Consider the following 26,260-nt stretch of genomic DNA (forward strand, 5'->3'; position numbering starts at 1 on the left):
CGAGCGCAGCCCCACAGCTGGCAAAGGCCAGCCGCTGGAAAGGCGCATCAAGGTTTGAGATGGACTAACGGGTGATCAGGGACAGCGAGACGTCTGTCTCCGTCAGTTGCACGCACAGATGCGTGCGGGCAAAATTCCGATCGAACAGTGGAATCAGACGCTCGGCCTCGATAAACTCGATACCGTCGTCGCTACCAAAATGGCGGTGCTTGTAATCGTACCAGTCTGGGTTGCCGACCGGGTGGCATTGCTCCGAATAAATGATGAGCGCACGTTCGCCTTCTGCAAGCTTGCCGTCGGACAATAGGTAGACGCCCTGGTCGCCGACCAGCCAGAGCCCGGGCTTCTCGCCCTCGCCTGGCCTCGTCCCGTAATAGGGATTGCGGAACCCGCCATTAGCCGCCGCATCGGCAACGCCGCGGTCGATGACCTTGCGCACGCCGAAAATGGGAAATGTGAACATGGCCCACACCTCATGCCGCGACCGGAAGGGGAAGGTGGCGCAAATGCACCGGCAGCTTCGCTGCAATTTCGTCATCGGTGAGATCGTCGAGCAGCTTGAGCACAGTGCCCCGTCGGCCGCCGTACGAGAGCACTGTTCGCTTGCCGCGATGCTCGGGCAGCCACTGTTCCCCGGCATAGCCACGATATTCATCATGGGTGGCACTCCAGATATGCTCGAGTTTTTCCGTCCGTGTCATCGCGTTTGGCGGACAAGATTGTCGCTCGACAATCACGGCACGCATGCGCTCGGGCGAGCCTTTGTCGGACAGATCGCAATAGCCGTGGAACCAGCGGTAACACCCGTCGATCTTCAGCGAGAAGAAGATGCTGGTGACGTCGCCAACGAGAAACTCGCGCATGGCAAACATCTCGCCCCGCATCCACAGCGGCGGCAGGATTTCCAGCATATAGTCATGCTCAGTCTTGGCGATCTCGAACCACTCTCCAGTATAGAGCTGTGCGGCGTCGTCCTCGAAACGGTTCGGACGCTGGGCATGGCGATCGAACAGGCGAAACATCTGCCGGCGATCGGCTAGTCCAAAGTAGATTTTACGGATTGGAGAAGCGGGGTTCATGGACGGGTTCCTTCAACCTTGTCGGGCCGAAGCGCGGCGATCCCTCCTGGGACTCACCATCATCTTCAGCCCTTCCTGACCCCTCCCCGCGGCCGCCTCCCCGTCCGAGCGGGTCAAGGGCCGCGGAACGCGGGCGAAGCTTCACCCTTGACGCGACCGGCGGGCATGCGGCAGCCGGGTTTTCTTGCCCCCTTCGCTCCCTTGAACCTAACCCCTCATCTTGCTATCTTTGCCCTCAATGATCTCATTGGGAGCTTAGCCATGGCTGGCAATTTGCACGTCCGCAATCTGGACGATGACCTGATCACAAAGCTGAAGGTTCGAGCTGCCCGCCACGGCCGCTCGACTGAGGCCGAGCATCGCGAGATCTTGCGGCAGGCCTTGGAAACCGAGGTTGAGCCTTCATTCGACGATCTGGCCGCCGAGCTTCGCAAGCTGACGGCATCGCGCAAGCAAACCCCTTCCGAGGCTCTGCTGCGCGAAGGACGTGACGAGCGCTGATGGAGACGCTCGTCATCGACGCCAGCGTCGCGGTTAAATGGGTGGTGGAAGAGGAAGGAACCAAACTGGCTCTCGGCTTAAGGGCGGCCCGGTTCCGATTTTTAGCGCCGGAACTGCTGATCGCAGAGTGTGCCAATATCCTCTGGAAAAAGGTCCAGCGCGGCGAGGTGCTGGCTGACGAAGCAATCTTGGCGAGCCGCCTGCTGGAGCGCTCCGGCATCGGAATTGTTCCCATGCGAGGAATGCTAGAACAAGCAACCGAACTGGCGATCAGTCTTTCGCACCCGGCCTATGACTGCATCTATCTGGCGGTCGCGCGCCGGAACCAGGCCCGTTTTGTGACTGCCGATCAGCGATTGCTGCGGGTGGTTTCGGAACGCGCACCAGGTGAATTGGCCCGCTTGTGCGTGTCCCTGTCTGATTTGGCCGGAACCGCGCACTAAACAGCTAACCTTGCGCGCGGCTCTGAATTTGATCGTTCCAGTCCTCAGTCGTCGGCTTCAATCGCTCAAAATCGCAGGAAAGCTCGGCGGCAAGCTCACGCAGTCGCGACACGAACACTTCGCCCTGTGGGTTGGCATCGGTGGCGGCAACCAGCCGCACGTCCTGCCCCGATCCCAGAACTCGAAGGGCAGCATCGGTCGCCGACGACCAGCCGCCGCCGGTACTGACATAAAGTGTGTCGCGCCGGATGTTCTCGATCGCGGCAAGGCTCATGGCGTCGATCGCTGCTTCGGTCACGCAGATGCGGGCGGCGCCGGGCATCCCGAGGCGGAACAGGACTTTGCTGCCGCCGGCGGCAAAGCCACGCCATTGCGAGCCTCGCTCCTCCCAGCCGGTGACGATGCCGGCCGCGTCGGTGTGGGCGGCCCACATGCTACCGCGCGGCCCTTCCCTCAAAGCATTCTGGGCAACGGCGGTACGGATAACCTGTTCGGGGATATGCCGCTCATTGCGCAGGTAGCACCATGTGGCCGATCCGCGCCACGGCTTGCGTTTAGCTGCCCAACGATCCGTTGTTGACCGGTCGGGTTCCGTTGATCGGGATTGTCGTTGCCATTGCTGCTGGCTCGGCTTAAAACCCACCAGAGACGCCACCTGCACGAATGCCTCCAGGAAATCGCAGCCATCCAGATGCTGGACCAGCGAATAGACATCGCCCTTGGCGTCTGACAGGGGAGCGAACCAGCCTTTGCCATCGTGGATGACGATGATGATGTCGTCATCGTGGCGATACTTTATCGCCTTGCGTGTGCTTTCCTTCAGATCAACGGCAAAGCCAGCCATCTCCAGCACGGCCCCGCAGCCGACGCGGCTTCGCAACTCCTCAATATCTGCTTTTTCCATTCTTTTCTCCCCGTCACGTTCCGGCCGGCCGTTCTTCAAGTCTGTCTCTTCCGCACAATTCTCGGAACACTCCACAACGGCCGCGAAGAGCAAAGGCCGCAAGGGCGCGGCTGGCAACTGACAGATCTCGCAGTTGGGCGGATATTTGCCAGCCGCGGCGCAGCCTCCCTTGCGGCCTGCCGCTCGTAAGCGGCACGCCGGACAGCGGATGCCGGTTCAATGAACCGGTCGGCCGCCACTGTAGGGGCAATATTCGAACAAGGCCTCGACCTCGCCTTCATCGAGGTCGTCAGCAGGAAGAACACCATAGTTGTCGTTATCAACCTTGAAGAGGATGACCGGCGCCATCAGGGTGCGGGCAAGGTTCCAGGCATGGTTCTGAGCAAGGGCAAGTTCTGACATCGTTGTGGCTCCCGTGTTCGCGGGGACCATTCCCCGCTCGACAGGCACCCGTCGGGCCCAGCCGGGACCGCGATCATCGCGATGGCGAAGCCGTGAGCGACGGCACGCTTTGCGTAGTCCGACCCCGCAGCGGGTTGATCGGATAGGTCCGGGCTGGAACTAGGGAATTAAGCCGAAAAGAGCGGGGGATGGACCTCGTACCGGTGCCATGTCATCAGCACACTGTCTCGTGGACCTATGCCTACACATGCACATACCCCCTGCCGGCACCTTCAAGGTCTTTGCGAAAACGCGTTCTTACTGTACCGACGATGTCGCACAGACGGTGTTCTTCTGTACGATGAACCCCACCGAGATCGTGACCGCCTATGTCAGCAACCATCCCGTCCCCACGAGCGAACTGCCGGAACAGCAGCGTGAGAACAGAATTGCAGATAGTGTTCGGTATCTGAGCGCCAAGATGTCCCTGCCGGGACGTAGGTAGAGCCATTCCGCTGATGGGGTTGCACCACTGGTTCAGTTGAGTGCGTCGTCCACCTTTTGAAGGCTCCTCCTGCGAAACCCTATCATGCGGCGACTCATGCCGACGGTGAAGGCGACCACGTACCCCGCACGTGATATCCGTACGCTTTCAAGAAGAGTTTGACCCTTGGCTCGCGATTAGTTTCCGTTGTGATCAAGCACGTTTTTCGACCCATAGGCGATCCGCTTTGATGAGGGCGTCTGCCATTACGATGAGCTTACGCATGAACGTGACCACGGCGACCTTTGCCGGTTTCCCGGACGCGATGAGGCTTTGATATTTTACCTTGAGATCGGTATTGTAGCGGGCGGCAACGAGCGCCAGCATGTAAAGCGCACGTCTCACGTTGGCCCTTCCCCTTGAATAAAGCTGCGTCCTTTCCATTGCCCCGATTGACGGGCGACGGGATCCAGTCCTGCAAGGGAAGCGGCCTGTTTGGGTTCGAGCGCTCCTAGCTCTGGCATGGTAGCGACCAGCTGGTCGGCGGTACGTGTACCAACACCGGCTATACTGGAGATGATTTCGTGCCGGCGCGCCAATTCCGCATCAGCCGCAATGATCTTCGTAAGCTCGACATCGACCTGTTCGATATGTCGCTCGATTTGATCAAGGCGTTTTTTGTGCTGACGCTTGAGAAGAAGAGGCAGCGTCAGGTTCTTTGCTTGATTTTGAAACGCGATTTTATCGCGGACCAGGCCGTCGCGAGCGCTGATCAATTCCGCGAGCTTGGCTTGTTGGAGCGTAATTGCCGGGCGTATCTTCCCATTCACGAAATGTTGTCCACGGCACAACACAGCGATTTTCCGGTTTCAGCCACCGTTGCCAATGTGCGGAATTGGTGTTTCGAATAATAAATAGTGACAGCAGAATCAGGCCGCCGCCTTGTGTTCCGCGTGAGCCGCCTCCCATACCTCGCGGGCCGCATCGACGTTGATGATGGCTATCCCGATACCCACGATCACGTCAGGCCAAACGGAATGCCACACGAAGGCGGTTACAACGCCAGCGGCGATGATTGCGATGTCGGCGAACGCGTCATTGCGAGCTGATAGAAATGCCGCCTTGGTCAAGCTTCCACTATGATGACGGAAACGGGCGAGCATGTAGGCGCACGACAGATTAACAAGTAACGCCCCACCTCCCGTCAGGGAGAGGGCGAGCGGTTCAGGTGGCACTGGGTGAGTGAATTTCCCCCAAAGCGCCCAAAGGAGCGCAAGAGCTGGAATCATAAGGATCGCGGCCAGACCCATGCCGACACGGGCGCGTGCCTTAAGCGACCACCCCAAGGCCAAAACGATGAACAGATTGACAGATGTATCTTCAAGAAAATCGACGCTGTCGGCAAAAAGGGAAACAGACCCGATTGCAAGTGCAATCGTGAACTCGACGCCAAAATAGGCGAGGTTCAAAAGCGCAACGATCAGGATAATACGACGCAGGCCAGAATCTGTAGAAGCTATTACCATAAACTCAATTATTCCTGCTACTTTTCACCTAACTCGGAATTGGAGCTTTGAACACGAAGAACGCACCTGCACAGATCAAGGCAAATCCAACCACATGATTGAGAGTGATGCGCTCACCGAGATAGAACACCGAGAAGCCTGAAAATACACAAAGCGTGATGACTTCTTGCATGACCTTGAGCTCGGCGGTCGAGTAGATCGTGTGCCCGATGCGATTTGCCGGAACAGCGAGACAATATTCAAAAAGCGCAATCGACCAACTGACCAGTATGACAACCAGCAATGGTTTACTGGTGTATTTCAGATGACCGTACCAAGCGAAGGTCATGAAGACATTCGATCCAATCAACAACAGGATGGGTGCTATCGCTGGTGGAAAGAATGTCATGCAGTTAGCTTTCAGACGTACTCGATGCTCTACGAGCGGCCTCTCGTATGACACTGTGGAACAGAACTGCGATGCAACCAAGTAGCAAAAATATGCCGCCCACAAATGAGGGCAGATTGGTTGCGTCTATCAGTAGCGCCGCGACCACAACCAGTGCCAGAATGGTAGCCGTCAACCACACATCGGCGATGAACATACTGAGCAGCTCTGACAGTACGTCTGTTAGGATGCTCATTGCGGTATCCCCTTGAGTGACTGCTGCACTATACGGGCAGCCAATATGCCAGCGACAAGGAACAATGCGGCGAAGGCGAATAGCGCAAGGTCATGCCCCGGCCAATCCACCCCCAGCCCCTCGCCAGTCCAGAACACGCCAAACGCCGACAGCATGACCCCGACACCGAACTTGAGCGTATTTTCCGGCACTCGTGCCAACGGACGATGGGCAATGAACCCGATCACCAGCACAATTAGACAGGCCGCAAGCGCCCCCAGACTGGCGGGCCACAACAAACCGCGTCCTGCGCCGACCGCAATGACGATGAAGATCACTTCTAGCCCTTCCAGAAGCACTGCCTTGAACGCAGCGATACCTGCAATCCAGTCCTGCGATGTGTGCTGGCGCTGCACCTTGGCGCTCAAACCAGCCGTCTCGCGGAGGAAAATTGCGTCTTCGTCATGCAACGGGATGATTCCGCCCGCCCTGAGTGAAGCTTTACGTAGCCAGCCGATGCCGAACAGCAACAGAAGCACCCCGATCGCCAGTTGCAACGCGTGCACTGGAACCTGATCCAGCAAGGGGCCGAGCGTCACGACGATTACCCCCAGCACGAACAGTGCCGCCGCGGTTCCTAGCACGGCGGGTTTCCAACCCCGCAGTGTCGCGACGACCAGAACGATCGTAAACGCTTCGACGACTTCGACTACCGACGCCAAAAAGGCAGCACTGACAGCGGGTGCCGCGGTGGACCATTCAAGCATTTCGATGTCCCTCTGTGGCGTTACTTTGGCTCAATCCCATCGTCTAACTTCCGTGTCCGCTTCGATGTGGCTCACGCCAATATCATCCAGCATGTGCTGTTCAATTTGGGATAGATGAATGCGTTGCCGCTGCCGATCGAGCCAAAGAGCAAGAGCGTCCAGTCCAGCTTTTTCCGAACGGTATGGCGCGAATTGGATCGAAGGGAATGACCATTGTTGTGTCAGTGTTCTCATTGCTTTGTCCTCATTTATTTTCATCATGCGCGTCGAAAACCTTGCGTGCGTAAACGTCCAGCACGGAAATGCAGCCTTTCAGCCGCTCATGAGCCTCGGGAGCGCGGCCGGCGCCGTAGAAATCGAGTTTTTGGATCTTCGCAAGCCAGCCCTGGAGCTTCTTGAGGTCCACATCGTTTTCTTCGAGTTCGGCATAGGTGAAATGGTTGGCCCTTTCTTCCTTGGCCACCTCGGCCTCGAAGTCGTTGCACTTGTCAATGAACTCTTCGTAGGCGTCGTCCCGTTCTGCCTTGAACCGCGACAGAACCTTGGCTTCCTGAGCAGGATCGAGGGCGACGGTTTCGAGGATAACAGACTCGCCCCCCGCCTCCGAAACATCGTTCTCCAGCATCTTGAGGCGGCGGACATGATCGTCTGACTTTGGCAGAAGGCAGACCCCATTCTGAAGATAAATTGCGCCCATCCCCTTGAGTTTGCGCCAGAGAGAGACCCGCTTGGCGGCGGGTTCGGGAGGGATTTTGTAGGTGAGGAGCAGCCATGACATGTTTTCCATAGCTTATTATTAATGTAACGATCGTAACAGGTCAACAAGAACGGCTGGCCGCCCCCATCTGTAACTCGTGGAAATCGCTGGAAGGGGCATTGCCGCGAATGAGCTCTTGAAGTTCAATCGCGCCCTTATTCGCAATGTTTCCAAAGACAGTTCGTTGCGTATTGCTTAGTGAATTTTATGAACCTACGAGCAAAGCATGGCTCGCAACCTATCAGTGCAAAGTGCGGGACAAGTTCTTCAGAGTGTCGAGGCTTGCGCGGCAAATTCCCTGATAAGACTTCAGACTTATCCGCCCTCGATCATAAGAGCCACAGCTCAACGTCATGTATTCGAGATCGGTGTCGAAGGCATCGATTGCTGAGGCAAGTTTGTCATTCGCTGGTAAAATGGAAATCACTTTCATGACAAGGTCGAGGAATTGTATCACTGATACCGGCGGTGCCAGCGGGTTCTGGCGCAAACCTTTTGGTGACAGATTGGATGACATGAGGCTGGGCTGAAATCCGGAGAGTTCATGATGTCAAAAGCCGACAATATGATCAATCAGTCAGCTTCTGTGCGTACGCTGGTATACCGTTCGAACCAGCGCATCGACTGGACTGAGGTGACCTGCGTAATCACGACGGGCCACGCCCGATGTAGAAGCACTAAGTTCTGACATGCCTACACCGCCCAGCCGCAAGGCCGGGCGGTCCTGATCGCAACAAGTTATCTATCGATCAATTTTCGCCACTCTCGCCTCCATCGTTGCTTTCGCTGTCAGCGTTGTTTCCATTGTCTGCGTTCTCGCCCTTCGCCTCTTCGCTGGCGACGACTTTAGTGACTGCTCCCGTATTGGCATCGACACTCAACTCGTTTTCCATTCCGTCGGACGAGATGACGGTAACCTGATACGCGATGCCATTTTCCCCGGCGTCGAAATTGATTTCCGCTACCTTTCCGGGGTCGAGGCCAACGCCGCAACTGCGGCGTCGGATGCCGAAAGCTTGGTTTCTGTCAGGGCTTGCATCTCAGCTTTGCTGGACATCTCGTTTGCGCTGTCCGCATATGCGGTTGCTACAACTCCAACATTGAGTGCGGAAACCAGGGCCATTGCTGTGATGGCGGTTTTCTTTGACATTCAGTTTCTCCTTGTTCGGAATCGGCTTCATGCCAATCCATTCCTGGACGATGGCTGGACTTTCTGTCGCTGATTTTTCGAGAAACTTACGGATTCTTTTTCCGCGTGGCGCGAGAGTGGCAGCAATGCGGCTTTGGAGTGATCCCAATCCAGTTGCGATGAGCCAGTGGCAGGTAGGTGCTCAATCATGCCCCGTTCAGAGCGGATCGATCTGGAGAAAAAGGCCATTCAGTGACAAGACTGTAGCGGCATTTTGGCTTAAAATCCTGTTTTTATTACATCTTTGTATGATCATGGACAGAAAACGAAAAAGTCTCCTGGCGATGGTGAGGTTGTAACGGACCAATGGCTGGTTCCGCATACCAAGGAGAATAACAATGACCATCTCTTCAAGCGCTCGCGCTCTCATTCTCACCACGGCAGTTGTCATGACTGCTGGTTTCAGCGCGCAGGCAAATGCCGGCATCCTCGATGTTTCGAAGCCAGCGGCGCAGGCAAACTCTGGGAACGCCTATGGGTACCCTTTGCACAAGGTTCATATGAATGCCTTCCCGTTTGACGAGGCCGAAGCCACGCATGCACTGAAGGCTGATCTGGATACCGGCGTAAAACACGTTGCGATCAACTCGACGCACGAAAATTGGGGCAATCACTGACCGCCCTGCATGCCGCCGGCCCCATTGGTCCGGCGGCATGACTTCGTTCCACCACGCGCTCGGCCTTCCGGCGACCACCACGCGCTCGGCCTTCCGGCGACCACCACGCGCTCGGCCTTCCGGCGAAAAGTGTCAGTCAACGTAAGGCCAACGCTTACAAATTGGTAAGCTCGCGGCAATCACCTCGCAACAATCTCTGACTAGTCATGACAGGTGTCTGGGCTTGGAAAGCGTTGGCCTACCCCGGACTTTCACGAAACCCTGTTGGGTGGTGTGCGCATGCCGCTTCGAGCGCATGGCAAACTGACACCCAACACCCTCATCGATCCGCCAGATGACGGATCTAATCGTACCAGGAGAGGTTTTATGCCCACTATCCAGGCGAACAGCCCATCCGCGTTTCAAGCGGACCGGCCAGTTCATAATCGTGTTCCTCAAGTCACTGTCGACTTCTGGCTTGTCAAGCTTTTAGCCGTCACCGTTGGCGAAACCGCTGCCGATTTTCTCAATATGAATCTCGGTCTTGGTTTGCCAGCAACATCACTCATCATGAGCGGGTTTCTGATCGCTGCTCTTTTTCTCCAGTTTGCACAGCACAAATATGTTCCCTGGGTCTACTGGTTGGCTGTCGTCCTGATTTCCGTGGTAGGCACCCTCATCACAGACAATCTGGTCGACAATCTAGGCTACAGCCTTGAGGCTTGTACGATTGGCTTTACAATCGCCTTGGCGGCGACTTTCGCTATCTGGTACGCCATCGAGGGTACGCTCTCTATCCACACGATTTATACGGCGCGCCGCGAAGTCTTCTACTGGCTGGCAATCCTGTTTACCTTCGCACTCGGCACTGCCGCCGGTGATTTGGCCGCCGAAGGTTTGGCGCTTGGTTACCTCTCGGCCGGCTTGATGTATTGCGCGATTATAGGTGTCATCGCTGCCGGTTTTTATCTGTTCAATATGAATGCGATCCTGTGCTTCTGGCTGGCCTACATTTTCACGCGCCCGATGGGAGCATCCTTCGGTGATCTGTTTTCGCAGCCGGTCGGGTCAGGCGGACTTGGTTTCGGTACTACCGTTACAAGCCTGATGTTTCTTGGCGGCATCGCGGCAGTCGTAATCTACATGCAGTTCACTCACGATGGTGACGAACTGGTCATCACCAATGAGCCTCGCACAGTCCCGAACGAACTGGCGACCATGCGCGCAGAAACGGAATAGGTACAAATGCTACGATTTTCGACGAGTTAGTCCAGCATAACCACCAGCAGGAACAGGCGGACCAAATATTTCGGTCCGCCTGTTCATATATCAGCCAAATGGAAGCAGCCTGCGATCGCTGTTTCGCCCTGGAGAAATGGCCACGATTTGTTTAGGTCGCCGATCAGTACCGATTTGTAAGATTGCGGCAAATCTACCGACAAATCTAAGGTCTACGGTGTATCTGGATGCGAAAGATCGATCACGCTTTCGTATCCGGAAACGGTAAGTGATCCCAACGGGAGTGCATGATATGAAAAGTTTTGTTTACCCGCTCATTGCCGCTATCGCGATTGTCGGCGCCTCGCCAGCGTTCGCAGCGGCCAAGACCGACTGCAATAAGGACATCGCACAATTCGACGCAGCGGTGAAGACGACGAAGGCGAGTAAGTCTGATATCGCCCGCGCCAAGAAAATGCGCAAGGAAGCCGCAAAAGACTGCAAGGAAAAAGGCGGGACGACCCGTGGTGATGCGGATATGACTGGTGCCCTGAAATTAATCGGCGTGCACAAATGATGCCATCGGCGTGCATTGGTAGCAGGGAATTTCGAGCATAAGATTCCGAGGCGGAGCGGGTTTTCCGATCCGCCTCACTTTGAATACATTATGCCCAGCGGCGTATTTGACATGTCCGTCAACGATGTTGAGACGCTGTTTTACTCCGTGTCGCAGACGTTCGAATTTGATAGGTAATAGTGATTGATTACGAACACATCACCTTACTAACCGGGACGTCGTGTTGAACTATGTTAATTCTATGGAAATGAACCAGAATGGAATTCGGACACGCGCGATGAAACGTTACGAATTTCTACGCCATGCTGTTCTTTTGAAGGCCAAATGGTAGTGATACGCCAGCCGCTTTTTGCAACGAGACGGTCTTTCCTCGCGGGAATGTTGGCTTTCTCGTGTACGTCGGCGTTCTCGATCAGCCGCTCTCGCGCCAGTTTCGGGACCGACGTTACCTTCATCTTCACCTGCGACATCCATGCGTGCAAGATGCATGGCGGTCTTGCGCCAAATTGTCGGATTGAAGGGAAGACTGATGAGAACCTTCGCCGCCACATCCATGCAATCAACGGAATCTCAGGTTATACTTGGCCAAGCGTGATCAATGGAAACCGCACAGGCCTCGTCAGTGCTGGAGAGCCAATCCACCAACCTGCCGGCGTAGTCGTAGGCGGAGACATTACAGATGATGGCGGTGGGCAGACTCGTGGTCCGGGAGAAGGCACCCAGCTTCTGCAATTTTCACAGCGATACAAGCAAGGCACGACACCCGATCAGATTCATTTCCCAGTTTATGTTGGACTTGGCAACCACGATCTCGATCAGGATGGCCCGCGAAATAACCCCGATTGGTATCGCAAGGAAATGCGGGATTACGTCGAATTCAACCACCACCCTTCGGCAATCTACAAGCCTCCACTTCCGGCCGCCAACTACGATATCAATTCAGACGACTATTCCTGGGACTGGGGCTCACTTCACCTAATTCAGGCCCACCGCTTTGCAGGCGACACGAACAGAGGCGCTGCCGACAGCCTGCCATGGCTCCGGCAGGATCTTTCTACCCATGCCGCTGACGGCAGGCCAGTGATCGTTTTTCAACACTACGGATGGGATTCGTTTTCGACCGGACAATGGGATTCGAACCGTCGGCTCTACAATTCCATTGGAGTTGGACCGTCGCGCTGGTGGAGCAAGGCCAATCGCGATGCGATGTTATCTGTGCTTGCGGGATATAACGTCATCGGTATTTTTCATGGCCATCAACACGAGACACCGATGATCTATCGGGAAGCTGGCTACGATATCGTCAAGCCGAAAGCTGCCTTTCTCGGTGGGTTCGCCGTGGTTCGCGTCGGTGAAGCGTTCATGGACGTCGTTTTGGCCGAGGCGAGCAATCCCAATGGCAGCTTCAATGGGGACGTTGTCTTTACCGATGCCTACTCCAAGCCACTCTACCGCAGATGAGGGGTTAGAGACATAGCCATTGACACCGTTCCACTGCCGAATATTACAAATTGGTATCCTTGCGGCCATTCCCATGAGATTTCAATCCTTCACTGTTGGATAAACAACGGAGTGAAATCGATGAACAGGTTCGCAGAATATTTCTGGGTCGTTTGCGCTATGGTTATCGGAACGGCGCTCTTCGTCGTTGCCATGCCCCTGTTTGCGATCACAGTTTTCCTTGTCCTTTGCATTCCGGCCGTCGCTCCAGGGCTTCGTCGCAGACAACATCCCAGTCGATGGGGTTCGCGATCAAACGCGGCGTCCGGCTGCGGTCGACCTGTCCCGCCTGTGATTGAAACAGCTTATACAGTTCTCGACCATCATGCGACGCGTAGTAGGGGTGCGCAGCGATAAAAAGGTGGCGTTCTTGAAGGTGCATGTCGCTTTGTATGCCCGCGATATATCCGGCGCGATGACTGAAAACCGACAGGCACTACGCTGTTTAAGCATTTTACTATGACATGATACGAATTGCTGAACGTGATTGCAGCCACATCAATCTGAATTGCAAAGAGCAATCAGATTGCGATTTGGTCTGCAGGAGGGAACATATTGCGGATACTTCTGATCGAAGACGACGGGAAGTTGGCGGATTATGTCACGCGTGGATTCCGTGAGGTTGGCCATGTCTGCGATGTGCTGGACAATGGTCATGATGGGCTTTTTCAGGCCACGCGTGAATCCTATGATGTTTTGATCGTGGACAGAATGTTGCCCGGGCTTGACGGACTGTCGATGGTAAAGGCGATCCGTGCTGCCGGTAACCGAACGCCGCTCATCTTCCTGACTTCGGTCGGCGGCGTCGACGACAGGGTTGAGGGTTTGGAAGCAGGGGGCGACGACTATCTTGTCAAACCCTTCGCATTTTCCGAACTCGCGGCACGTGTCGGGGCTCTTGCTCGCCGTCCGGTTTTCCAGCAAGAGCAGACTATTCTGAAGGTACATGATCTGGAACTCGATCTCATTCGCCGTCGCGTCAATCGAGCAGGACAGGAAATCGATCTACAGCCCAAGGAATTCTCCCTGTTGGAAACCCTGATGCGTTCGGAAGGAAGGGTGCTTACCCGCACGATGCTTCTGGAGCGGGTGTGGGACTTCCATTTCGACCCGCAAACCAGCGTGGTTGAAACGCATATCAGCCGCCTGCGGGCAAAAATCGACAAACCCTTCGATACTGCCTTGCTGCATACTGTGCGCAGCACCGGTTATGCCATTCATGCGCCGCGCTAGTTTGCTTCGCAACAGCGGCTTTCGGCTTGCCGCTACGTTCACGATCCTGTTTCTCGCTGCAGCTGTGATTGCTGCGGCAACCGCCTATTCCGTCATCCGCGAGGAATTGCTGTGGCGCCATCAATTGGCGCTGAACGATCAGTTCAGTTTTTTCACCTCGACTTTCAAGGATGGAAATCTGGAGGACCTCAGGTCTACAGTTGAAGCCTATGCGACCGCTTCCAGAAACAAGGACAGCATTTTCCTGCTGCAGGGCGAAAACGACCGTAAACTCGCAGGCAATGTCGATACCGTCCCTGAAAATCCGCCTCGGCCTCAGGTCGGTGCAGCAGCATTGGGCATTGACGCCGATTTCAACTACCTCGTCAAACAGGGGGGAATTGGCAACTATCGCCTGACCATCGGCGAGAGCACTGAAGACATCAGTGAATTGGAAGAGATCATTCTGGAAGGCACATTGTGGGCGGCATTGGTTCTGGTCTCCATATCGCTTGCGGTCGGCGCTTTCCTGTCGCGGCGCATGAACCGCCGTATCGACTTGATCCAGAATTCGCTCGAACGCGTGGCAGACGGACACTTCGACGCGCCTATTCCGGCGAGTGGCCGGGGCGACGACATCGACACGCTGGCGCAGATGATCAATGCAGCAGTCGCGCGCCTGGGCGCATCTGTCGAAGGCATCAGGCAGATCAGCAATGACATCTCGCATGATCTGAAGACCCCGCTCAACCGATTGCGTATTGTCATCGAAGAGGCTTCGGAGAAACAGGACAAGGGTCTGCCTGTCGCCAAAGAACTCGACGAGGCAGCGACCGAGTTGGACCGAACCATTGCGACATTCGATGCGCTGCTCAGGATCGCGCAGATCGAGTCAGGCGCACGCAAGGCGCGGTTTGCCGACGTCGATGTTGGCGCGATTCTGACAGAGGTTGCGGAATTCTATCGCTCAGCCTACGAGGAGTCCGGCCTTGAGCTAAATCTGGATACCGGAAATAGCCAACTTCTAATCCACGGCGATCGCGAACTGTTGACGCAGATGTTTGCCAATCTTCTGGAAAATGCGCTTCGTCATTGTTCCAAGGGCGCGCGCATCGAATGCGCAGTCGAACAGGTCGATGACACAGTTCTGGCAACAATCGCCGACAACGGACCAGGCATTCCCGAATCTGAGCGTGAGAAAGTGTTGCGCCGCCTCTACCGGCTCGAACAAAGCCGCACAACTCCGGGATCCGGTCTTGGCCTTGCCATGGTCAAAGCCATATCCGACCTGCATGATGCTGCACTTGGCTTGCAAGACAACCATCCGGGCCTGCGAGTGAATGTGCGCTTTCCGCTGTCTCGGTCGGACAGGGGGTAATCGACATGCTGGGCTACCTTCAGTCGATAGTTACATATATTGGCGACCACCAGCACGCGGCGCTGGCGATCGTCTTTCTCTTCTCAATGGGCGAAGCAATATTCGTGCTGGGTCTTTTCGTGCCCTCGACTGTGGTGCTTGTTGGCGCGGGAACACTCATCGGAATGGGCAAACTTTCTTTCATCCCGATTTTTACCGCTACCGTTTTAGGTGCAGTTGCAGGTGACGCCATCTCTTACTGGATCGGCCATACCTACAGAGAACAGATCCGGCAGGTTTGGCCATTCAACCGCTACACGGGAATGCTTGACAAGGGCGAAGCTTATTTTGCCCACCATGGCGGGAAGAGCGTATTCATCGGCCGTTTCATACCTGGAATCAAGTCGGTCGTGCCCGGCATCGCCGGCATAGTCGGCATGAACCCGGTGCGCTTCACGGTGATCAATGTTGTCTCGGCGATTACCTGGGCGGCCAGCCATTTGCTTCCGGGTATTGGAATTGGCCGAGGGATTGATGTTGCCAACTCCGGCAATCCAAGGCTGCTGGAGTTACTCCTGCTTAGTTTGTTTGTCGCAGTAGCAACTTGGTACGCAACAAAAATTGCGTTCATTTGGCTTCTCCCGCACGCCGAAAAATGGCGCTGGCGTCTTGCCACCGCGCTTTCAAATCGCGGAGATCCAGGATCCCGCTTTCTCTATCGATTGATCGCTAATGAGAAGAATATTCTCGTTCCATTCAGCTTTTTCACTTTGGCGCTGTTTGGTCTATCTGGCTTCATAATGGTTGCCGCAGAATATCTCGCCGATCCGGCTTTTGTGCGGTCCGATGAGGCGATCAGCGCTTATCTTCAAGGGCTTAGGACGCCTGTATTCGACAGTCTCATGGTTAGCCTCACGATGCTCGGCGACGGAGTTGTTCTCGCACCTGTCGCCGTCGTGATCGTTGCGATACTGCTGTGGCATAAGCGCTGGAGACTGGCGAGCACGGTAGCAACCGGCTTCGTCAGCGCGGCGCTGTTTGTCCCTCTGGTCAAGACCATAATCCATCGCGCAAGGCCGATATCTCTTTACAGCGGGGCTGACGGTTACAGCTTTCCGAGCGGTCATGCCACGCTATCCGCCACGATCATCGGGATCTGCGCGCTGATAGTTGCCCAGGACTTTACGCCACGCATCCGGCACATGATCTACGTTGTTGCCGCCATCACGATAGGGCTCATTGCATTCTCGCGTCTCTATCTTTTCGCGCATTGGCCGAGTGATGTGGCAGCAGGGCTTTTGTTCGGGGGGCTTTGGTGTTCGTTCTGGCGTGGCTGCTTCATGGAAAATCGCTGGCACCTGCGTCGAAACAAGGCGCAATGTTGGTAGCAATAACACTGGCGATTGCTTATCCGTACCATCTGTCGGTTGGCTATTCAGCGGCATCTGCCAACTACAAGATTCGCGAAACCCAAACGGTCGTTGCCAAGCGGCAATGGCTTGCCAACACTTGGATGGCCTTGCCTCAACGGCGAACTCTCCTCGATGGTGAATTCGGGGAGCCGTTCATCATCCAGACTGATCTCGACTTGGCTACGGTTGGGGTGCATTTTGCAACCTCTGGATGGAAACAGCAAATCACTGGTCGGCTTGCCAGCCTCGTCGACGCGATTTTGCCGTCGCGGGCACCATTGCCAGCAGTTTCCGTCCTGCCGCTGACGAACAATGGTCGCCCGCCCATTGCAGTGTTCACACGTGGGAACGCAGCCTTAACGGGAAATCGTGATGTTCTAAGGGTATGGTCTTCCGGATCGGCGGTTTCCAGCGTCGGAAATGCGCAGCCACTCCTGCTCATTTCGGCGACGAGTGAAATGCGGGATCCCATTGCCTTTGGCTATGCTGTCGCCGAAGAGGTGCCCATGACGATTGCACAAAGCGACACGTTGGCCAGGGAAACGGCAAACTCGTTGCAGGGGAACGCAACCGAACTCGCCGCGGGGAACAGCAAGCTCTATCTGGTCTCGACGCAAAAATAGCGATCGCAGGCCCGCCGCTGAATGTTACAAATCCGTATGATCGGCGCAAACTGCTGAAAAACATATGGTGCCATTCTCTCGATCGATCGCTGCCTAAGCGAATTCGTGACGGAGACAAAAATGACCTGCTTCAAGAAACCTGCATCAACCGTGCTACGTAGCGCGGTTCTCACTGTTCTTATTGGTGGCATCGTACTGTCGCCCGTGGTCACAGCGACGGCCGCGTATGCAGAGCAGGCTGTCGCGCCCGAAAAGAACCCACCCGGCGACATTCCCGACAGTCAGGTCTTCATTGACTACAAGTCGCCGCTTGGGTTCTCGTTCAAAGTTCCGGAGGGATGGGCCCGATCGGACAAAGCCAATGGTGTTGGCTTTATAGACAAACTCGACGGCGTCGCCGCTACAGCCACCAAAACCGCAAGCATTCCAACGCTCGCCTCCATCAAGGCCGATTACTTGCCCACGATGAAAAAGGCTGGGCGCGCTGTGAAGGTAACTGATGTTAAGGTGGTCAAACTTCCCGTGGGGAAGCAATCCGGATCGCATATAGCTCCAATTCAGACCCCAATCCCGTCACCGGTAAACAGGTGCGGCTGGAGAACCACAGATACCTTTATTTCAAAGACGGCAACCTCGTCGGGCTCGATCTCTATGCGCCCCTTGGCGCCGACAATGTCGACCAGTGGCAACTGATGTCGCAGTCGTTTCGGTGGAACTGACCATGCCAGTTCTGGAGGCCCATGAACTCTACCGCTTTTTCCATATTGGCGACGAGGAAACTGCCGCCTTGCGCGGCGTAAGCCTCGTTGTGTCAGGCGGCGAAACGGTGGCGGTTATGGGTCCTTCCGGCAGTGGAAAATCGACACTGCTGAACTGTCTTAGTGGGCTCGACGAACCGGAGGCTGGTTATGTCGTCATCGACGGAACGCGCATGTCTCGCCGACCTGAGGCCGAAAGGGCCCAACTTCGGGCGCGGACCTGCGGAATAATGATGCAGTCCGGCAACTTGTTTCCGCACTTCACAGTAAGCGGCAACATCCGCTTCCAGATGATGCTCGCCGGCTCTGTCGATGAACAGTATCTGAGATCACTCATAACGTCAGTTGGATTGGAAAAACGCGCTGACGCTTATCCCACGCATCTGTCTGGTGGAGAGACTGCGCGTGCGGGTCTTGCCGTTGCATTGGCAAACAATCCACAGATGCTGATCGCCGACGAACCCACAGCCGAAGTCGATGCGAAGACGGAAGCACGCCTGCTCGGCCATTTCGATGAGCGCCGCAGGGCTGGACACGCCACACTGATCGCCACCCACAGCGAGGCTTTGGCCCGGCATGCAGACCGAATTGTACGGCTGCGAGACGGAAGGTTAAGCCATGACTGACGTCCTTGTGTGCGCGACCGACATATCGAAGGGATATACCGCCCCTTCTGGTGGTACGATTGACGCCCTGCAGGGTGTCGACTGCCAGATCCACGACCAGGACAGGATTGCCGTTGTCGGACCATCTGGAAGCGGCAAGTCTACTTTGTTTCATATTCTTGGTGGCCTGATTGAGCCGACCAATGGAAACATCACATGGCCGGCTCTCGGGAAGCGCGAGACGCTGCAGCCCCAGAAAGTCCAGTTCGTCTTTCAGTCGCCCAGCCTATTTCCTGCACTGACGGTCTTTCGCAATGTCGCACTTCCAATGGTGCTGGCTGGAGACGCCTCGAATGTCGGCCCAAGAGTTTCCGAGATGCTTGAACGGTTCGATTTGTCCGAACTGTCGGGAAAATTGCCGGAGGAACTTTCCGGCGGGCAGGCACAGCGTATCGCGATGGCAAGAGCGCTGATCATTTCCCCCAGACTCGTCCTGGCAGATGAGCCAACTGGCCAGCTCGACAGCGTAACGGCTGTGACGTTCCTTGATACCGTTTTCGATATGGTCGCAAAAGCTGGGGCGGCGCTGATCATCGCCACCCACGATCAAACAGTTGCAAGGCGGATGGATGGCCAATGGGTCTTAGAACATGGGCGGCTTCATACTCAACTTCGCAAGTCAGGGGCGGCATCATGATCCGGTATTGGTTGATCGGGATTGTTCGCCACCGGATCACCCGCCTCGTGGGCGCATCACTTGGCGTTGCCGTGACTGTTGCGCTGCTCGCCAGCCTTGGGCTTTTCCTCGCCGGTAGTTCCGCGTCGATGACCCAGCGCGCTGTCTCAGCCGTCCCCATTGACTGGCAGGTCGAAGCCGTACCATCGGCCGATACGCAATCCATTAAAGCTGCCATCGGCAAAGCTGCGACAACAGACGCCATTCATACGGTCCTGTTTGCGCAGATCGATGGCTTAAACGCCAGCACTGGCGGAACTGTGCAGACGACCGGCCCTGGCAAGGTCATCGCTTTCGACAAGGGCTATGCCGCCGATTTTCCAAAAGAGTTGCGGTTGCTTTCGGGCACTGCTGATGGCGTGTTGATTGCCCAACAAACCGCAGCAAATCTTCATGTCGGCCTCGGTGATATCGTCGCGATCAATCGGATCGGTCTTGGACCTGAGATGGTAACCGTCTCCGGTGTTGTCGATCTACCTGACGCCGATGCACTGTTCCAGGCTGTCGGCCTTCCGCCACAAGCGGCACCTCAAGCCCCACCCGACAACATTCTTGTCCTGCCGGAGGCGGATTGGCACAGGATATTCAATTCACAACAGAGAGTGCGACCTGACACCACGAGGCTGCAGTTCCATGTCAGGCTCGATCATGCCAATCTTCCCGCGCAGCCAACCGCTGCATATGTTCAGATTGCCGGTGCGGCAAAGAACCTGGAGGCTCGAGTTGCTGGCCAGGCATTGGTGGCCAACAATCTAGGCGCGCGGTTGGATGCTGTTCGTGGCGATGCTCTCTATGCCACGATGTTATTCCTGTTTCTCGGCGTTCCAGGTGTAGCTCTTGCTGCCGCGCTTACAATCGCGGTAACGGCCAGCGGCGCAGGTCGACGACGTCTGGAACAGGCATTATTGCGGGTGCGTGGTGCCTCAACACGAAGGATACTTGCGCTTTCAGCAACCGAGGCGGCGGCTGCGGGGTTGGTCGGGACGACAGTCGGGCTTCTTGGTGCGTTCGCATTTACTCGCGTCAGCTTGTCATATTCCGCTTCCAGTCCCGTAATCCTATCTGTCGTTCTCGCCGCCGCCGCAGGTATCATGCTTGCAATGGGTTCGATCCTCGTACCGTCCTGGCTGATAGCTCGCAACGATACTGTGTCGACTTTGCGGCGCACGGTTGGACGCGGTAGCCCGGCACTGTGGCAACGGTACTGGCTGGACCTGATACTTTTAATTGCTTCCGCTTTGCTGTTTTGGCAATCCGCGAGTACGGGATACCAGATAGTGCTTGCTCCAGAAGGGGTGGCGGCGACGTCGGTCGATTACAAGGCTTTTCTCACACCGGCCCTTTTCTGGATCGGAGCAGCACTGCTTACAGTTCGGATTGCCGCCCTAATCGTCTCTGCAAATGGAAATTTCCTGCGCATCCTTATCACCCCCTTTTCGGTCGGCTGGCGGAAACGGTTGCTGCGTCATTGTCTCGACAGTCACGCCGCATGACGCTCGGTATCGCTATGACGGCGTTGGCGGTGTCGTTTGCTTCCTCGACAGCAATTTTCAATATGACCTACAATGCACAGGCGCTAGTCGACGCGGAACTCACCAATGGTGCCGACGTCACAGTCTTCGGCACCACTGCAACTCCTGCCAGTACAGAGCTATCTACGCTTTCAAACTTGCCAGGCGTATCCGCTGCAGAACCCATGCAGCACCGGTTTGCCTATGTCGGAGCCGACCTTCAAGATATCTACGGTATTGATGCCGCCACGATCGGTCGGGCAACGACCTTGTCTGATGCATACTTCGGGAGCGCGACAGCGTCTGAAATCCTTTCGAGGCTCGCTACGACTCCAGATGGCGTTCTGGTCTCCGAGGAGACCGTGAAGGATTTTCAGCTCCGGCCTGGCGACACCGTAAATCTGCGGTTGGTCAGCGCAACCGACAACCAGTATCACACTGTACCCTTCAAATTCATTGGTGTGGCCAGGGAGTTTCCAACCGCACCCAAGGATTCCTTCCTCGTCGCCAATGCTGCATACATCACTCAAGCGACTGGAAACAGCGCGGCCGAATATGTTCTCATGCGCACCAACGACAATCCATCGATGCTTGCCGACACCGTACGGAATGCACTTGCAGGTAAGCCGTCACTGCAGGTCAAGGATATTACCACGGCATCGCATATAATCGGCTCGAGCTTAACCGCCGTGGACCTTTCCGGTCTGACGCGGATCGAACTGACCTTCGCCATCATGCTGGCGGCAGCGGCCGCCGGTCTGGTGTTGGCGTTGGGCTTCATTGATCGTAGGCGTGATTTCGCAATCCTCATGGCAATCGGCGCCAAGCCTCGCCAACTCAGGGCGTTTCTCTGGAGCGAGGGGTTGCTTGTTGGAGTAAGTGGAATCCTGCTCGGGCTCGTATCTGGGACGATCACCGCCTGGATGCTTGTCAAGCTTCTGACTGGAGTATTCGACCCTCCGCCCGAAGCGCTTTCTATCCCATGGGTCTATCTTGCGATTGTACTGGGCCTTCTCGCTCTGTCGATTCTGGCCGCCGTGGTCTATGCTGGCGCGCGGTCCCGTCGGGACGCTATTGAAGCACTTCGCGACCTCTGAGTAGAGTCTCGTGCATGTTTACCAAAACGAAACAGAAGGACTCACGAAAATGTATGAGGACTACAATGCGCTTTGATAGAATGACAAGGGTCTCATCCGCTGCCGTGTTATTCGCGGTGCTTTTTCAATCTGGTGCCGTAGAGGCGCAGATACAGGATCAGTGGCAGCCGGTGACAAAATCGATGTTCGACTACGTCTCTGAGGGATTCACATTCCAGACGATCCTGATCGAACGAGTAACACCAGTGGCCACACAGGCCACGCATTATTTCCTGCGCAAGGAGAACACGGTTGTTCGCTGCACTGAAACAACAACTCGAAGAGGAGTTGCCGTTATTTCTGCGACGGTTTCGTGCGCAGAGCTTGCGAGGCCTGCCAGCAGATGATGAGATAAATACGAAGCGGTGATAAGGCAATGTGAGATATTTTGAATGGAACCTGTGTCTCCAGTAGCGCCGAGCAAGAACCTCAAACCAAACACATTCAATCATGTGAATTTTCACTCAACTTGGACCAACCTTACAACAAGTCGTATCGTTTTGATTTAACAGTACAAATTGGCATTTCCATAAGGACGCGAATTTCGCGAATCGTGACCTCATGCCAACATTTGAAAGCATAGAAAAATCAATTGCTTGATGCTCCAAGACCTAGATGCCGTAATGGGCCGGCGCTCGCGAGCATAGCCAAGTTTGGTGGCTGTCCCTCAGAATGAAGATGTTGAAACGGAGTCCGAACGATCGGCTCCAAGCATCATGAGAGGAACAGCCATGGAACATTATGCGGGAATCGATGTCTCTCTGGAAGAGAGCAGCGTATGCATTGTGGACGCGACCGGGACGATCGTGCTCGAGGTCAAGATCGCCAGCGAGCCCGAGGTGCTGGTCTGCTATTTTGACGAACTGGAATTGTCTGTCGGGCTCATTGGGCTCGAGGCCGGGCCCTTGTCGCAATGGCTGCATGCCGGACTTGTGGCGGCCGGGCACGATGTGGTTTTGCTCGAGACTCGACACGTAAAGGCGGCACTTTCGGCGATGACCGTGAAGACCGACCGGAAAGATGCCCGCGGGATTGCCCAATTGCTGCGGATGGGCTGGTATCGGCCGGTCCATGCAAAATCGGTGGCATCGCAGGATACCCGCGCCGTACTCGTCGGTCGCAAGCTTCTGCAGAGCAAGCTTCTCGACGTCGAGCTCAGCATCCGGGGAATCCTGCGTGGCTATGGACTGAAGGTCGGCGAGGTCAGCCGCGGTCGGTTCGCGGCACTTATCGAGGAACTGATCGTAGGGCACGCCACTCTGGAGACGGTGATCGGCGCGATGCTGACAAGATCTGTCACCGGTTGATGAGCGCTCCCGGGGTCGGTGCGTTGATCGCCCTGACATATCGGTCGGCGGTCGACGATCCGGCACGCTTCGGGAAATCGAGTACGGTCGGCGCGTACTTTGGGCTGACCCCCAGGAAATACCAGTCCGGTGAGACCGACCGGGATGGAGGTGTCAGCAAGGTCGGCGACGCGATGGTCCGAACTGCGCTCTTCGAGGCGGCACATATCATGCTGACGCGGGCGACGCGGTTCTCCAGCCTGAAGCGCTGGGCGCTCGAAGTGGCGAAACGTCGCGGCATGAAGCGTGCCAAGGTTGCTCTGGCCCGCAAACTCGGCGTCGTGCTTCATCGCATGTGGATAGATGCCACTGACTTTCGCTGGGGGGCAACCGCAATGGCCGCTTGAAGGAACAAATGCTGATCGAGGCGCGTCAGGAACGGCACGCTTCTAGGAAACCTGTGCGCGGGAAGCATTTTGCGTTGATTTTATTTTATCTTTCCGGTTTCCCGGGTAAAGGGCGCAAAGATATGAAGGCCGATGTCGTCGGTTGTGCCGTTGACGCTCTCATGTGAGCGTCAGTTGTGTTTTTGCCGCTATCCAGCCACGGTGATGATCTTCAAGCTGCGTTTCATATTGTAGGCAATTGCGGTGAGGCGAATTTGAACGCCGGCCTTTGCAAGCCCTCGCCATCGCATCCGACGAAGGCCGTAGCTTCGCTTCCACGTGCCGAAGATTTTTTCGATGCGGCCACGGATGCGATGGATCGGTGGGTTCCAGGTCTCGAGGCGCTTGGCCGTTTCAGCTTCGTCGCGTCCCCACATGCCGGTGGCGACGATGCGCGGCGTTCCCCCCTTGGCACGCACCGCGTCGCCGAAATGGTTGCCGCGATAAGCGCTGTCGGCAAACACCTCACCGGGATTGTCAGGCAGAGCATCGGGACCGGCCTTGCCGTCATTGATATTGGCCGGTGTGATGGCGATTTCTTCCACAAGCGCTGTATCGGCGTCGGCGCCGACATGTGCCTTGAAGCCATGTACTGCCGGCTTGCCCTTGTGCTTGACCCAGTGGGCCTCGCCATCATCCTCGCTGGCCGAGGCGATGATCGTCGCATCGACCAGCGTGCCGGTCTTCACCTGAACCGCCTTGGCTTTGAGTTGGTGGGTGATCTCGTCGAACAGGATCTTGTCCAGACCTTGAGCCACAAGGGCTCTTCGAAAACGCACGAAAGCCGTTCGCTCCGGTGTCGGCTCTGAAGCCGAGAACCCGCAGAACCGCCGGAACGATCCCCTGTCGTCCAGAGCCTCGGCAAGCTTGACGTCGGACAAGTCGTACCAAATCGACAGCAGCATCGCTTTGAACAAGGCCATTGGCGGCCAGGCGGGCTCGCCCTTCGCAGAGCAGGAAATCTCACGAAGAGCCTGATCGATCGGCACCCAGTCAATCAATCCGGCAAGCGCATCCAACGATGAGTGCTCGCCGCGATCAACTGCAAAACCGAACTTTTCCTGACCTGTCCGTCGTCAGATGATTTGGCGCAGATTGCGGGGTAGATTAGCGGAGCGTTGGCCTCGTCCTTGGGTTGATTGTTGATTTCTGCTGAGAAGTGATCCGGTATTTTCACCGAGAGCTGACCCGCCTTTTATGTATGTTTCAGTTCTTTGGTTGAGGTCAAGTTTTTGGTATTCTCCCTTTCGCCTTTGGTTTCGTGAGCGGAACTGTTTTTGAAGCGGAAGCTGTCGTTTCCAGTCTCGAGAATGTGGCAGTGATGTGTGAGGCGATCCAGCAGCGCGGTCGTCATTTTGGCGTCTCCGAAGACGCTCGCCCATTCGCTGAAGCTGAGGTTGGTGGTGATGATGACGCTGGTGCGCTCATAGAGTTTGCTGAGCAGATGGAAGAGTAGCGCGCCGCCTGATGCACTGAACGGCAGATAGCCAAGCTCATCGAGGATCACCATGTCGGAATGGACGAGACGATTGGCGATCTGGCCAGCTTTGCTTGACGGAGCCGATGCGTGGCTGATCATTGACGACACGGCCCTGCCCAAGAAAGGCAAAGCCTCGGTCGGCGTCTTCATGCCGGGTAACCTTGCCGACGGAACCTCGATCTGGATAGGATCGCCCCGGAAAATATTCCAGCCGGGTGGTTCTAGGGTCAGGACCCATTAATCTGGTTGGTATGGTATGAGCAAATTTGTTCGGATACGAGGAGAAAGCCCGCAGGAAACCATCCGGTTTTCAAGGGCTTGCGACGCTGTAGGCGGGCAAATTGGCCATATCCGTCCTGACAGCGAAACGGCTGCGACCTGCGTCGTCGAACCGCTCGACCGGGGGGGTGAACCCCGCTCTTCGCGCTTCTCCTTGCTCCTCATTGCCGTTTCAGCCGCCATTCCAATCACATTAATGAGTCCTGACCCTAAATCGAGGAGCACTTCAACAGTATGGCGAGAAGATCGACGCTTGTTACAAAAAGATGCCGCGCTTTTTCTAGAGAACGGGCTTGCTTCTCTAGCGACTAGAGCATGTACGATTGATCTCTCTGGTTCGGAAAGGACCCGTATTGAAGCCCCTACTGAACAACCCTCTTTTTGCGAAAGGCACCCATGACCGACCACGATCACCATCACGGCGGTCATCACAGTCACGCGCCAAAAACTTTCGACCGGGCCTTTGCAGTCGGAATCTCACTGAACGTTCTTTTTGTCTCAGTCGAGACCATCTCCGGATTAATGGTCAATTCCGTCGCTCTCCTGGCGGATGCTGGCCACAATTTGTCCGATGTTCTCGGCCTGGTCGTTGCCTGGGTCGCGGTAATGCTGGGCCGGCGAAGCCACACACAACGATATACATATGGCCTGCGTAAATGGTCGATTCTGGCCGCGCTCTTCAATGCGCTGATCCTTCGTCGCGATTTGCGCGATCGCCTGGGAAGCGGTCCAGAGGCTGATCGAGCCCGCGCCGATTGCAGGAACGACGGTCATGATGGTCGCCGGCGTCGGGATTGTCATCAATGGTATCACGGCATGGCTGTTCGCGTCGGGACGAAAAGGGGATCTCGATTGCCGCCAAAGCGATCTCCGTCGAGCCTCAGCCGGCAAAAGC

General features: G+C 55.9%; 33 protein-coding genes and 3 pseudogenes. 20 read left to right on the forward strand and 16 right to left on the reverse strand.

The window, feature by feature from the left end:
* Positions 1-64 precede the first annotated feature (64 nt).
* On the reverse strand, positions 65-463 hold the full coding sequence (locus AC0L7S_RS19625; protein WP_473474415.1) for a DUF3085 domain-containing protein: 399 nt from the start codon (positions 461-463) through the stop codon (positions 65-67).
* Positions 464-473: 10 nt separating this feature from the next.
* On the reverse strand, positions 474-1,079 hold the full coding sequence (locus AC0L7S_RS19630) for a DUF1419 domain-containing protein (protein WP_473474416.1): 606 nt from the start codon (positions 1,077-1,079) through the stop codon (positions 474-476).
* 261 nt (positions 1,080-1,340) lie between these two features.
* Between AC0L7S_RS19630 and AC0L7S_RS19635 the strand changes: the two genes are divergently transcribed.
* Both AC0L7S_RS19635 and AC0L7S_RS19640 read left to right on the forward strand, forming a co-directional pair.
* Entirely contained in the window at positions 1,341-1,580 is a 240-nt protein-coding gene (locus AC0L7S_RS19635; RefSeq protein WP_473474417.1) for a FitA-like ribbon-helix-helix domain-containing protein, read from the forward strand.
* On the forward strand, positions 1,580-2,023 hold the full coding sequence (locus AC0L7S_RS19640) for a type II toxin-antitoxin system VapC family toxin (protein ID WP_473474418.1): 444 nt from the start codon (positions 1,580-1,582) through the stop codon (positions 2,021-2,023). The genes AC0L7S_RS19635 and AC0L7S_RS19640 overlap by 1 nt, the downstream gene beginning before the upstream one ends.
* 4 nt (positions 2,024-2,027) lie before the next feature.
* Here AC0L7S_RS19640 and AC0L7S_RS19645 read toward each other — a convergent pair whose 3' ends face one another.
* Both AC0L7S_RS19645 and AC0L7S_RS19650 read right to left on the reverse strand, forming a co-directional pair.
* Entirely contained in the window at positions 2,028-2,927 is a 900-nt protein-coding gene (locus tag AC0L7S_RS19645) for a DUF3991 and toprim domain-containing protein (RefSeq protein WP_473474419.1), read from the reverse strand.
* Between the two features lie 216 nt (positions 2,928-3,143).
* Complete coding sequence (locus AC0L7S_RS19650) at positions 3,144-3,329, reverse strand: hypothetical protein (RefSeq protein ID WP_473474420.1); 186 nt, start codon at positions 3,327-3,329, stop codon at positions 3,144-3,146.
* Between the two features lie 247 nt (positions 3,330-3,576).
* Here AC0L7S_RS19650 and AC0L7S_RS19655 point away from each other — a divergent pair, with 247 nt between their 5' ends.
* Positions 3,577-3,813 (forward strand): hypothetical protein, encoded by a 237-nt coding sequence (locus tag AC0L7S_RS19655; RefSeq protein ID WP_473474421.1) that lies wholly within the window; start codon positions 3,577-3,579, stop codon positions 3,811-3,813.
* 192 nt (positions 3,814-4,005) lie between these two features.
* Here the strand turns inward: AC0L7S_RS19655 and AC0L7S_RS19660 are convergent, their stop codons facing one another.
* The 10 genes from AC0L7S_RS19660 to AC0L7S_RS19705 form a co-directional block, all read right to left on the reverse strand.
* Positions 4,006-4,197, reverse strand: a complete 192-nt coding sequence (locus AC0L7S_RS19660) for a hypothetical protein (RefSeq protein WP_473474422.1) — start codon at positions 4,195-4,197, stop codon at positions 4,006-4,008.
* The gene (locus AC0L7S_RS19665) at positions 4,194-4,622 is read right to left on the reverse strand and encodes a transposase (RefSeq protein WP_473474423.1); all 429 of its coding nucleotides are present in this window, start codon (positions 4,620-4,622) and stop codon (positions 4,194-4,196) included. Before AC0L7S_RS19665 ends, AC0L7S_RS19660 begins: the two co-directional genes overlap by 4 nt.
* 99 nt (positions 4,623-4,721) lie before the next feature.
* Complete coding sequence (locus tag AC0L7S_RS19670) at positions 4,722-5,318, reverse strand: cation efflux transmembrane domain-containing protein (protein WP_473474424.1); 597 nt, start codon at positions 5,316-5,318, stop codon at positions 4,722-4,724.
* A gap of 28 nt (positions 5,319-5,346) precedes the next feature.
* The gene (locus AC0L7S_RS19675; RefSeq protein WP_473474425.1) at positions 5,347-5,706 is read right to left on the reverse strand and encodes a DMT family protein; all 360 of its coding nucleotides are present in this window, start codon (positions 5,704-5,706) and stop codon (positions 5,347-5,349) included.
* A 4-nt stretch (positions 5,707-5,710) separates the two neighbouring features.
* On the reverse strand, positions 5,711-5,941 hold the full coding sequence (locus tag AC0L7S_RS19680) for a hypothetical protein (RefSeq protein WP_473474426.1): 231 nt from the start codon (positions 5,939-5,941) through the stop codon (positions 5,711-5,713).
* A complete protein-coding gene (locus AC0L7S_RS19685; RefSeq protein ID WP_473474427.1) occupies positions 5,938-6,687 on the reverse strand; it encodes a COG4280 domain-containing protein in 750 nt (249 codons plus the stop codon). Before AC0L7S_RS19685 ends, AC0L7S_RS19680 begins: the two co-directional genes overlap by 4 nt.
* A gap of 30 nt (positions 6,688-6,717) precedes the next feature.
* Entirely contained in the window at positions 6,718-6,921 is a 204-nt protein-coding gene (locus AC0L7S_RS19690; RefSeq protein WP_473474428.1) for a DUF1127 domain-containing protein, read from the reverse strand.
* A 10-nt stretch (positions 6,922-6,931) separates the two neighbouring features.
* Positions 6,932-7,474: a Chromate resistance protein ChrB gene (locus tag AC0L7S_RS19695; RefSeq protein ID WP_473474429.1), complete on the reverse strand. Its 543-nt coding sequence runs from the start codon at positions 7,472-7,474 to the stop codon at positions 6,932-6,934.
* 719 nt (positions 7,475-8,193) lie between these two features.
* Positions 8,194-8,325: a hypothetical protein gene (locus AC0L7S_RS19700; protein ID WP_473474430.1), complete on the reverse strand. Its 132-nt coding sequence runs from the start codon at positions 8,323-8,325 to the stop codon at positions 8,194-8,196.
* Positions 8,326-8,405: 80 nt separating this feature from the next.
* The gene (locus tag AC0L7S_RS19705; RefSeq protein ID WP_473474431.1) at positions 8,406-8,594 is read right to left on the reverse strand and encodes a hypothetical protein; all 189 of its coding nucleotides are present in this window, start codon (positions 8,592-8,594) and stop codon (positions 8,406-8,408) included.
* A gap of 377 nt (positions 8,595-8,971) precedes the next feature.
* Here AC0L7S_RS19705 and AC0L7S_RS19710 point away from each other — a divergent pair, with 377 nt between their 5' ends.
* From AC0L7S_RS19710 to AC0L7S_RS19780, 15 genes and pseudogenes are all read left to right on the forward strand, one after another.
* Positions 8,972-9,250 (forward strand): hypothetical protein, encoded by a 279-nt coding sequence (locus AC0L7S_RS19710; protein WP_473474432.1) that lies wholly within the window; start codon positions 8,972-8,974, stop codon positions 9,248-9,250.
* Between the two features lie 366 nt (positions 9,251-9,616).
* Positions 9,617-10,468: a COG4705 family protein gene (locus AC0L7S_RS19715; protein WP_473474433.1), complete on the forward strand. Its 852-nt coding sequence runs from the start codon at positions 9,617-9,619 to the stop codon at positions 10,466-10,468.
* A 292-nt stretch (positions 10,469-10,760) separates the two neighbouring features.
* Complete coding sequence (locus AC0L7S_RS19720) at positions 10,761-11,024, forward strand: hypothetical protein (RefSeq protein ID WP_473474434.1); 264 nt, start codon at positions 10,761-10,763, stop codon at positions 11,022-11,024.
* A gap of 591 nt (positions 11,025-11,615) precedes the next feature.
* A complete protein-coding gene (locus tag AC0L7S_RS19725) occupies positions 11,616-12,485 on the forward strand; it encodes a metallophosphoesterase (RefSeq protein WP_473474435.1) in 870 nt (289 codons plus the stop codon).
* A gap of 594 nt (positions 12,486-13,079) precedes the next feature.
* A complete protein-coding gene (locus AC0L7S_RS19730; RefSeq protein ID WP_473472148.1) occupies positions 13,080-13,757 on the forward strand; it encodes a winged helix-turn-helix domain-containing protein in 678 nt (225 codons plus the stop codon).
* On the forward strand, positions 13,744-15,114 hold the full coding sequence (locus tag AC0L7S_RS19735; RefSeq protein WP_473474436.1) for a sensor histidine kinase: 1,371 nt from the start codon (positions 13,744-13,746) through the stop codon (positions 15,112-15,114). The genes AC0L7S_RS19730 and AC0L7S_RS19735 overlap by 14 nt, the downstream gene beginning before the upstream one ends.
* A 5-nt stretch (positions 15,115-15,119) precedes the next feature.
* On the forward strand, positions 15,120-16,481 hold the full coding sequence (locus tag AC0L7S_RS19740) for a bifunctional DedA family/phosphatase PAP2 family protein (RefSeq protein ID WP_473474437.1): 1,362 nt from the start codon (positions 15,120-15,122) through the stop codon (positions 16,479-16,481).
* Positions 16,472-17,128, forward strand: a complete 657-nt coding sequence (locus tag AC0L7S_RS19745) for a hypothetical protein (RefSeq protein WP_473474438.1) — start codon at positions 16,472-16,474, stop codon at positions 17,126-17,128. The genes AC0L7S_RS19740 and AC0L7S_RS19745 overlap by 10 nt, the downstream gene beginning before the upstream one ends.
* Positions 17,129-17,248: 120 nt before the next feature.
* Positions 17,249-17,821, forward strand: a complete 573-nt coding sequence (locus tag AC0L7S_RS19750; protein ID WP_473474439.1) for a hypothetical protein — start codon at positions 17,249-17,251, stop codon at positions 17,819-17,821.
* A 28-nt stretch (positions 17,822-17,849) separates the two neighbouring features.
* Positions 17,850-18,512 carry an ABC transporter ATP-binding protein gene (locus AC0L7S_RS19755; protein ID WP_473474631.1) on the forward strand — a complete coding sequence of 221 codons (663 nt, stop codon included), beginning with the start codon at positions 17,850-17,852 and terminating at the stop codon, positions 18,510-18,512.
* Positions 18,505-19,188: an ABC transporter ATP-binding protein gene (locus AC0L7S_RS19760; RefSeq protein WP_473474440.1), complete on the forward strand. Its 684-nt coding sequence runs from the start codon at positions 18,505-18,507 to the stop codon at positions 19,186-19,188. Before AC0L7S_RS19755 ends, AC0L7S_RS19760 begins: the two co-directional genes overlap by 8 nt.
* Positions 19,185-20,720 carry an FtsX-like permease family protein gene (locus AC0L7S_RS19765; RefSeq protein ID WP_473474441.1) on the forward strand — a complete coding sequence of 512 codons (1,536 nt, stop codon included), beginning with the start codon at positions 19,185-19,187 and terminating at the stop codon, positions 20,718-20,720. Before AC0L7S_RS19760 ends, AC0L7S_RS19765 begins: the two co-directional genes overlap by 4 nt.
* Positions 20,717-21,835, forward strand: a complete 1,119-nt coding sequence (locus AC0L7S_RS19770; RefSeq protein WP_473474442.1) for an ABC transporter permease — start codon at positions 20,717-20,719, stop codon at positions 21,833-21,835. The genes AC0L7S_RS19765 and AC0L7S_RS19770 overlap by 4 nt, the downstream gene beginning before the upstream one ends.
* Positions 21,836-22,605: 770 nt before the next feature.
* A pseudogene (locus AC0L7S_RS19775) lies at positions 22,606-23,567 on the forward strand (IS110 family RNA-guided transposase).
* A gap of 8 nt (positions 23,568-23,575) precedes the next feature.
* Positions 23,576-23,734 (forward strand): hypothetical protein, encoded by a 159-nt coding sequence (locus AC0L7S_RS19780; protein ID WP_473474443.1) that lies wholly within the window; start codon positions 23,576-23,578, stop codon positions 23,732-23,734.
* A gap of 21 nt (positions 23,735-23,755) precedes the next feature.
* Here the strand turns inward: AC0L7S_RS19780 and AC0L7S_RS19785 are convergent, their stop codons facing one another.
* The gene (locus AC0L7S_RS19785; protein ID WP_473474444.1) at positions 23,756-24,625 is read right to left on the reverse strand and encodes an IS5 family transposase; all 870 of its coding nucleotides are present in this window, start codon (positions 24,623-24,625) and stop codon (positions 23,756-23,758) included.
* 176 nt (positions 24,626-24,801) lie between these two features.
* Positions 24,802-25,161 (reverse strand): annotated as a pseudogene (locus AC0L7S_RS19790) (ATP-binding protein); the annotation flags it as partial.
* Between AC0L7S_RS19790 and AC0L7S_RS19795 the strand changes: the two are divergent.
* Together AC0L7S_RS19795 and AC0L7S_RS19800 are read left to right on the forward strand one after the other, a co-directional pair.
* A complete protein-coding gene (locus AC0L7S_RS19795; protein WP_473474638.1) occupies positions 25,115-25,327 on the forward strand; it encodes a hypothetical protein in 213 nt (70 codons plus the stop codon). The pseudogene AC0L7S_RS19790 and the gene AC0L7S_RS19795 overlap by 47 nt on opposite strands.
* A gap of 434 nt (positions 25,328-25,761) precedes the next feature.
* A pseudogene (locus AC0L7S_RS19800) lies at positions 25,762-26,248 on the forward strand (cation diffusion facilitator family transporter); the annotation flags it as partial.
* Between the last annotated feature and the right edge of the window lie 12 nt (positions 26,249-26,260).

The organism is Mesorhizobium sp. G2-6-1, from assembly GCF_055809095.1.

What these genes read in the sequence shown, in the direction of transcription:
- AC0L7S_RS19695 (WP_473474429.1), bottom strand. Translation starts at nt 7,474, where the DNA reads ATGGAAAACATGTCATGGCTGCTCCTCACCTACAAAATCCCTCCCGAA.
- AC0L7S_RS19640 (WP_473474418.1), top strand. Translation starts at nt 1,580, where the DNA reads ATGGAGACGCTCGTCATCGACGCCAGCGTCGCGGTTAAATGGGTGGTG.
- AC0L7S_RS19760 (WP_473474440.1), top strand. Translation starts at nt 18,505, where the DNA reads ATGACTGACGTCCTTGTGTGCGCGACCGACATATCGAAGGGATATACC.
- AC0L7S_RS19765 (WP_473474441.1), top strand. Translation starts at nt 19,185, where the DNA reads ATGATCCGGTATTGGTTGATCGGGATTGTTCGCCACCGGATCACCCGC.
- AC0L7S_RS19675 (WP_473474425.1), bottom strand. Translation starts at nt 5,706, where the DNA reads ATGACATTCTTTCCACCAGCGATAGCACCCATCCTGTTGTTGATTGGA.
- AC0L7S_RS19645 (WP_473474419.1), bottom strand. Translation starts at nt 2,927, where the DNA reads ATGGAAAAAGCAGATATTGAGGAGTTGCGAAGCCGCGTCGGCTGCGGG.
- AC0L7S_RS19715 (WP_473474433.1), top strand. Translation starts at nt 9,617, where the DNA reads ATGCCCACTATCCAGGCGAACAGCCCATCCGCGTTTCAAGCGGACCGG.
- AC0L7S_RS19690 (WP_473474428.1), bottom strand. Translation starts at nt 6,921, where the DNA reads ATGAGAACACTGACACAACAATGGTCATTCCCTTCGATCCAATTCGCG.
- AC0L7S_RS19655 (WP_473474421.1), top strand. Translation starts at nt 3,577, where the DNA reads ATGCACATACCCCCTGCCGGCACCTTCAAGGTCTTTGCGAAAACGCGT.
- AC0L7S_RS19745 (WP_473474438.1), top strand. Translation starts at nt 16,472, where the DNA reads ATGTTGGTAGCAATAACACTGGCGATTGCTTATCCGTACCATCTGTCG.
- AC0L7S_RS19650 (WP_473474420.1), bottom strand. Translation starts at nt 3,329, where the DNA reads ATGTCAGAACTTGCCCTTGCTCAGAACCATGCCTGGAACCTTGCCCGC.
- AC0L7S_RS19750 (WP_473474439.1), top strand. Translation starts at nt 17,249, where the DNA reads ATGACCTGCTTCAAGAAACCTGCATCAACCGTGCTACGTAGCGCGGTT.
- AC0L7S_RS19685 (WP_473474427.1), bottom strand. Translation starts at nt 6,687, where the DNA reads ATGCTTGAATGGTCCACCGCGGCACCCGCTGTCAGTGCTGCCTTTTTG.
- AC0L7S_RS19770 (WP_473474442.1), top strand. Translation starts at nt 20,717, where the DNA reads ATGACGCTCGGTATCGCTATGACGGCGTTGGCGGTGTCGTTTGCTTCC.
- AC0L7S_RS19635 (WP_473474417.1), top strand. Translation starts at nt 1,341, where the DNA reads ATGGCTGGCAATTTGCACGTCCGCAATCTGGACGATGACCTGATCACA.
- AC0L7S_RS19630 (WP_473474416.1), bottom strand. Translation starts at nt 1,079, where the DNA reads ATGAACCCCGCTTCTCCAATCCGTAAAATCTACTTTGGACTAGCCGAT.
- AC0L7S_RS19710 (WP_473474432.1), top strand. Translation starts at nt 8,972, where the DNA reads ATGACCATCTCTTCAAGCGCTCGCGCTCTCATTCTCACCACGGCAGTT.
- AC0L7S_RS19705 (WP_473474431.1), bottom strand. Translation starts at nt 8,594, where the DNA reads ATGTCAAAGAAAACCGCCATCACAGCAATGGCCCTGGTTTCCGCACTC.
- AC0L7S_RS19625 (WP_473474415.1), bottom strand. Translation starts at nt 463, where the DNA reads ATGTTCACATTTCCCATTTTCGGCGTGCGCAAGGTCATCGACCGCGGC.
- AC0L7S_RS19740 (WP_473474437.1), top strand. Translation starts at nt 15,120, where the DNA reads ATGCTGGGCTACCTTCAGTCGATAGTTACATATATTGGCGACCACCAG.
- AC0L7S_RS19680 (WP_473474426.1), bottom strand. Translation starts at nt 5,941, where the DNA reads ATGAGCATCCTAACAGACGTACTGTCAGAGCTGCTCAGTATGTTCATC.
- AC0L7S_RS19735 (WP_473474436.1), top strand. Translation starts at nt 13,744, where the DNA reads ATGCGCCGCGCTAGTTTGCTTCGCAACAGCGGCTTTCGGCTTGCCGCT.
- AC0L7S_RS19780 (WP_473474443.1), top strand. Translation starts at nt 23,576, where the DNA reads ATGCTGATCGAGGCGCGTCAGGAACGGCACGCTTCTAGGAAACCTGTG.
- AC0L7S_RS19670 (WP_473474424.1), bottom strand. Translation starts at nt 5,318, where the DNA reads ATGGTAATAGCTTCTACAGATTCTGGCCTGCGTCGTATTATCCTGATC.
- AC0L7S_RS19795 (WP_473474638.1), top strand. Translation starts at nt 25,115, where the DNA reads ATGTCGGAATGGACGAGACGATTGGCGATCTGGCCAGCTTTGCTTGAC.
- AC0L7S_RS19755 (WP_473474631.1), top strand. Translation starts at nt 17,850, where the DNA reads ATGCCAGTTCTGGAGGCCCATGAACTCTACCGCTTTTTCCATATTGGC.
- AC0L7S_RS19720 (WP_473474434.1), top strand. Translation starts at nt 10,761, where the DNA reads ATGAAAAGTTTTGTTTACCCGCTCATTGCCGCTATCGCGATTGTCGGC.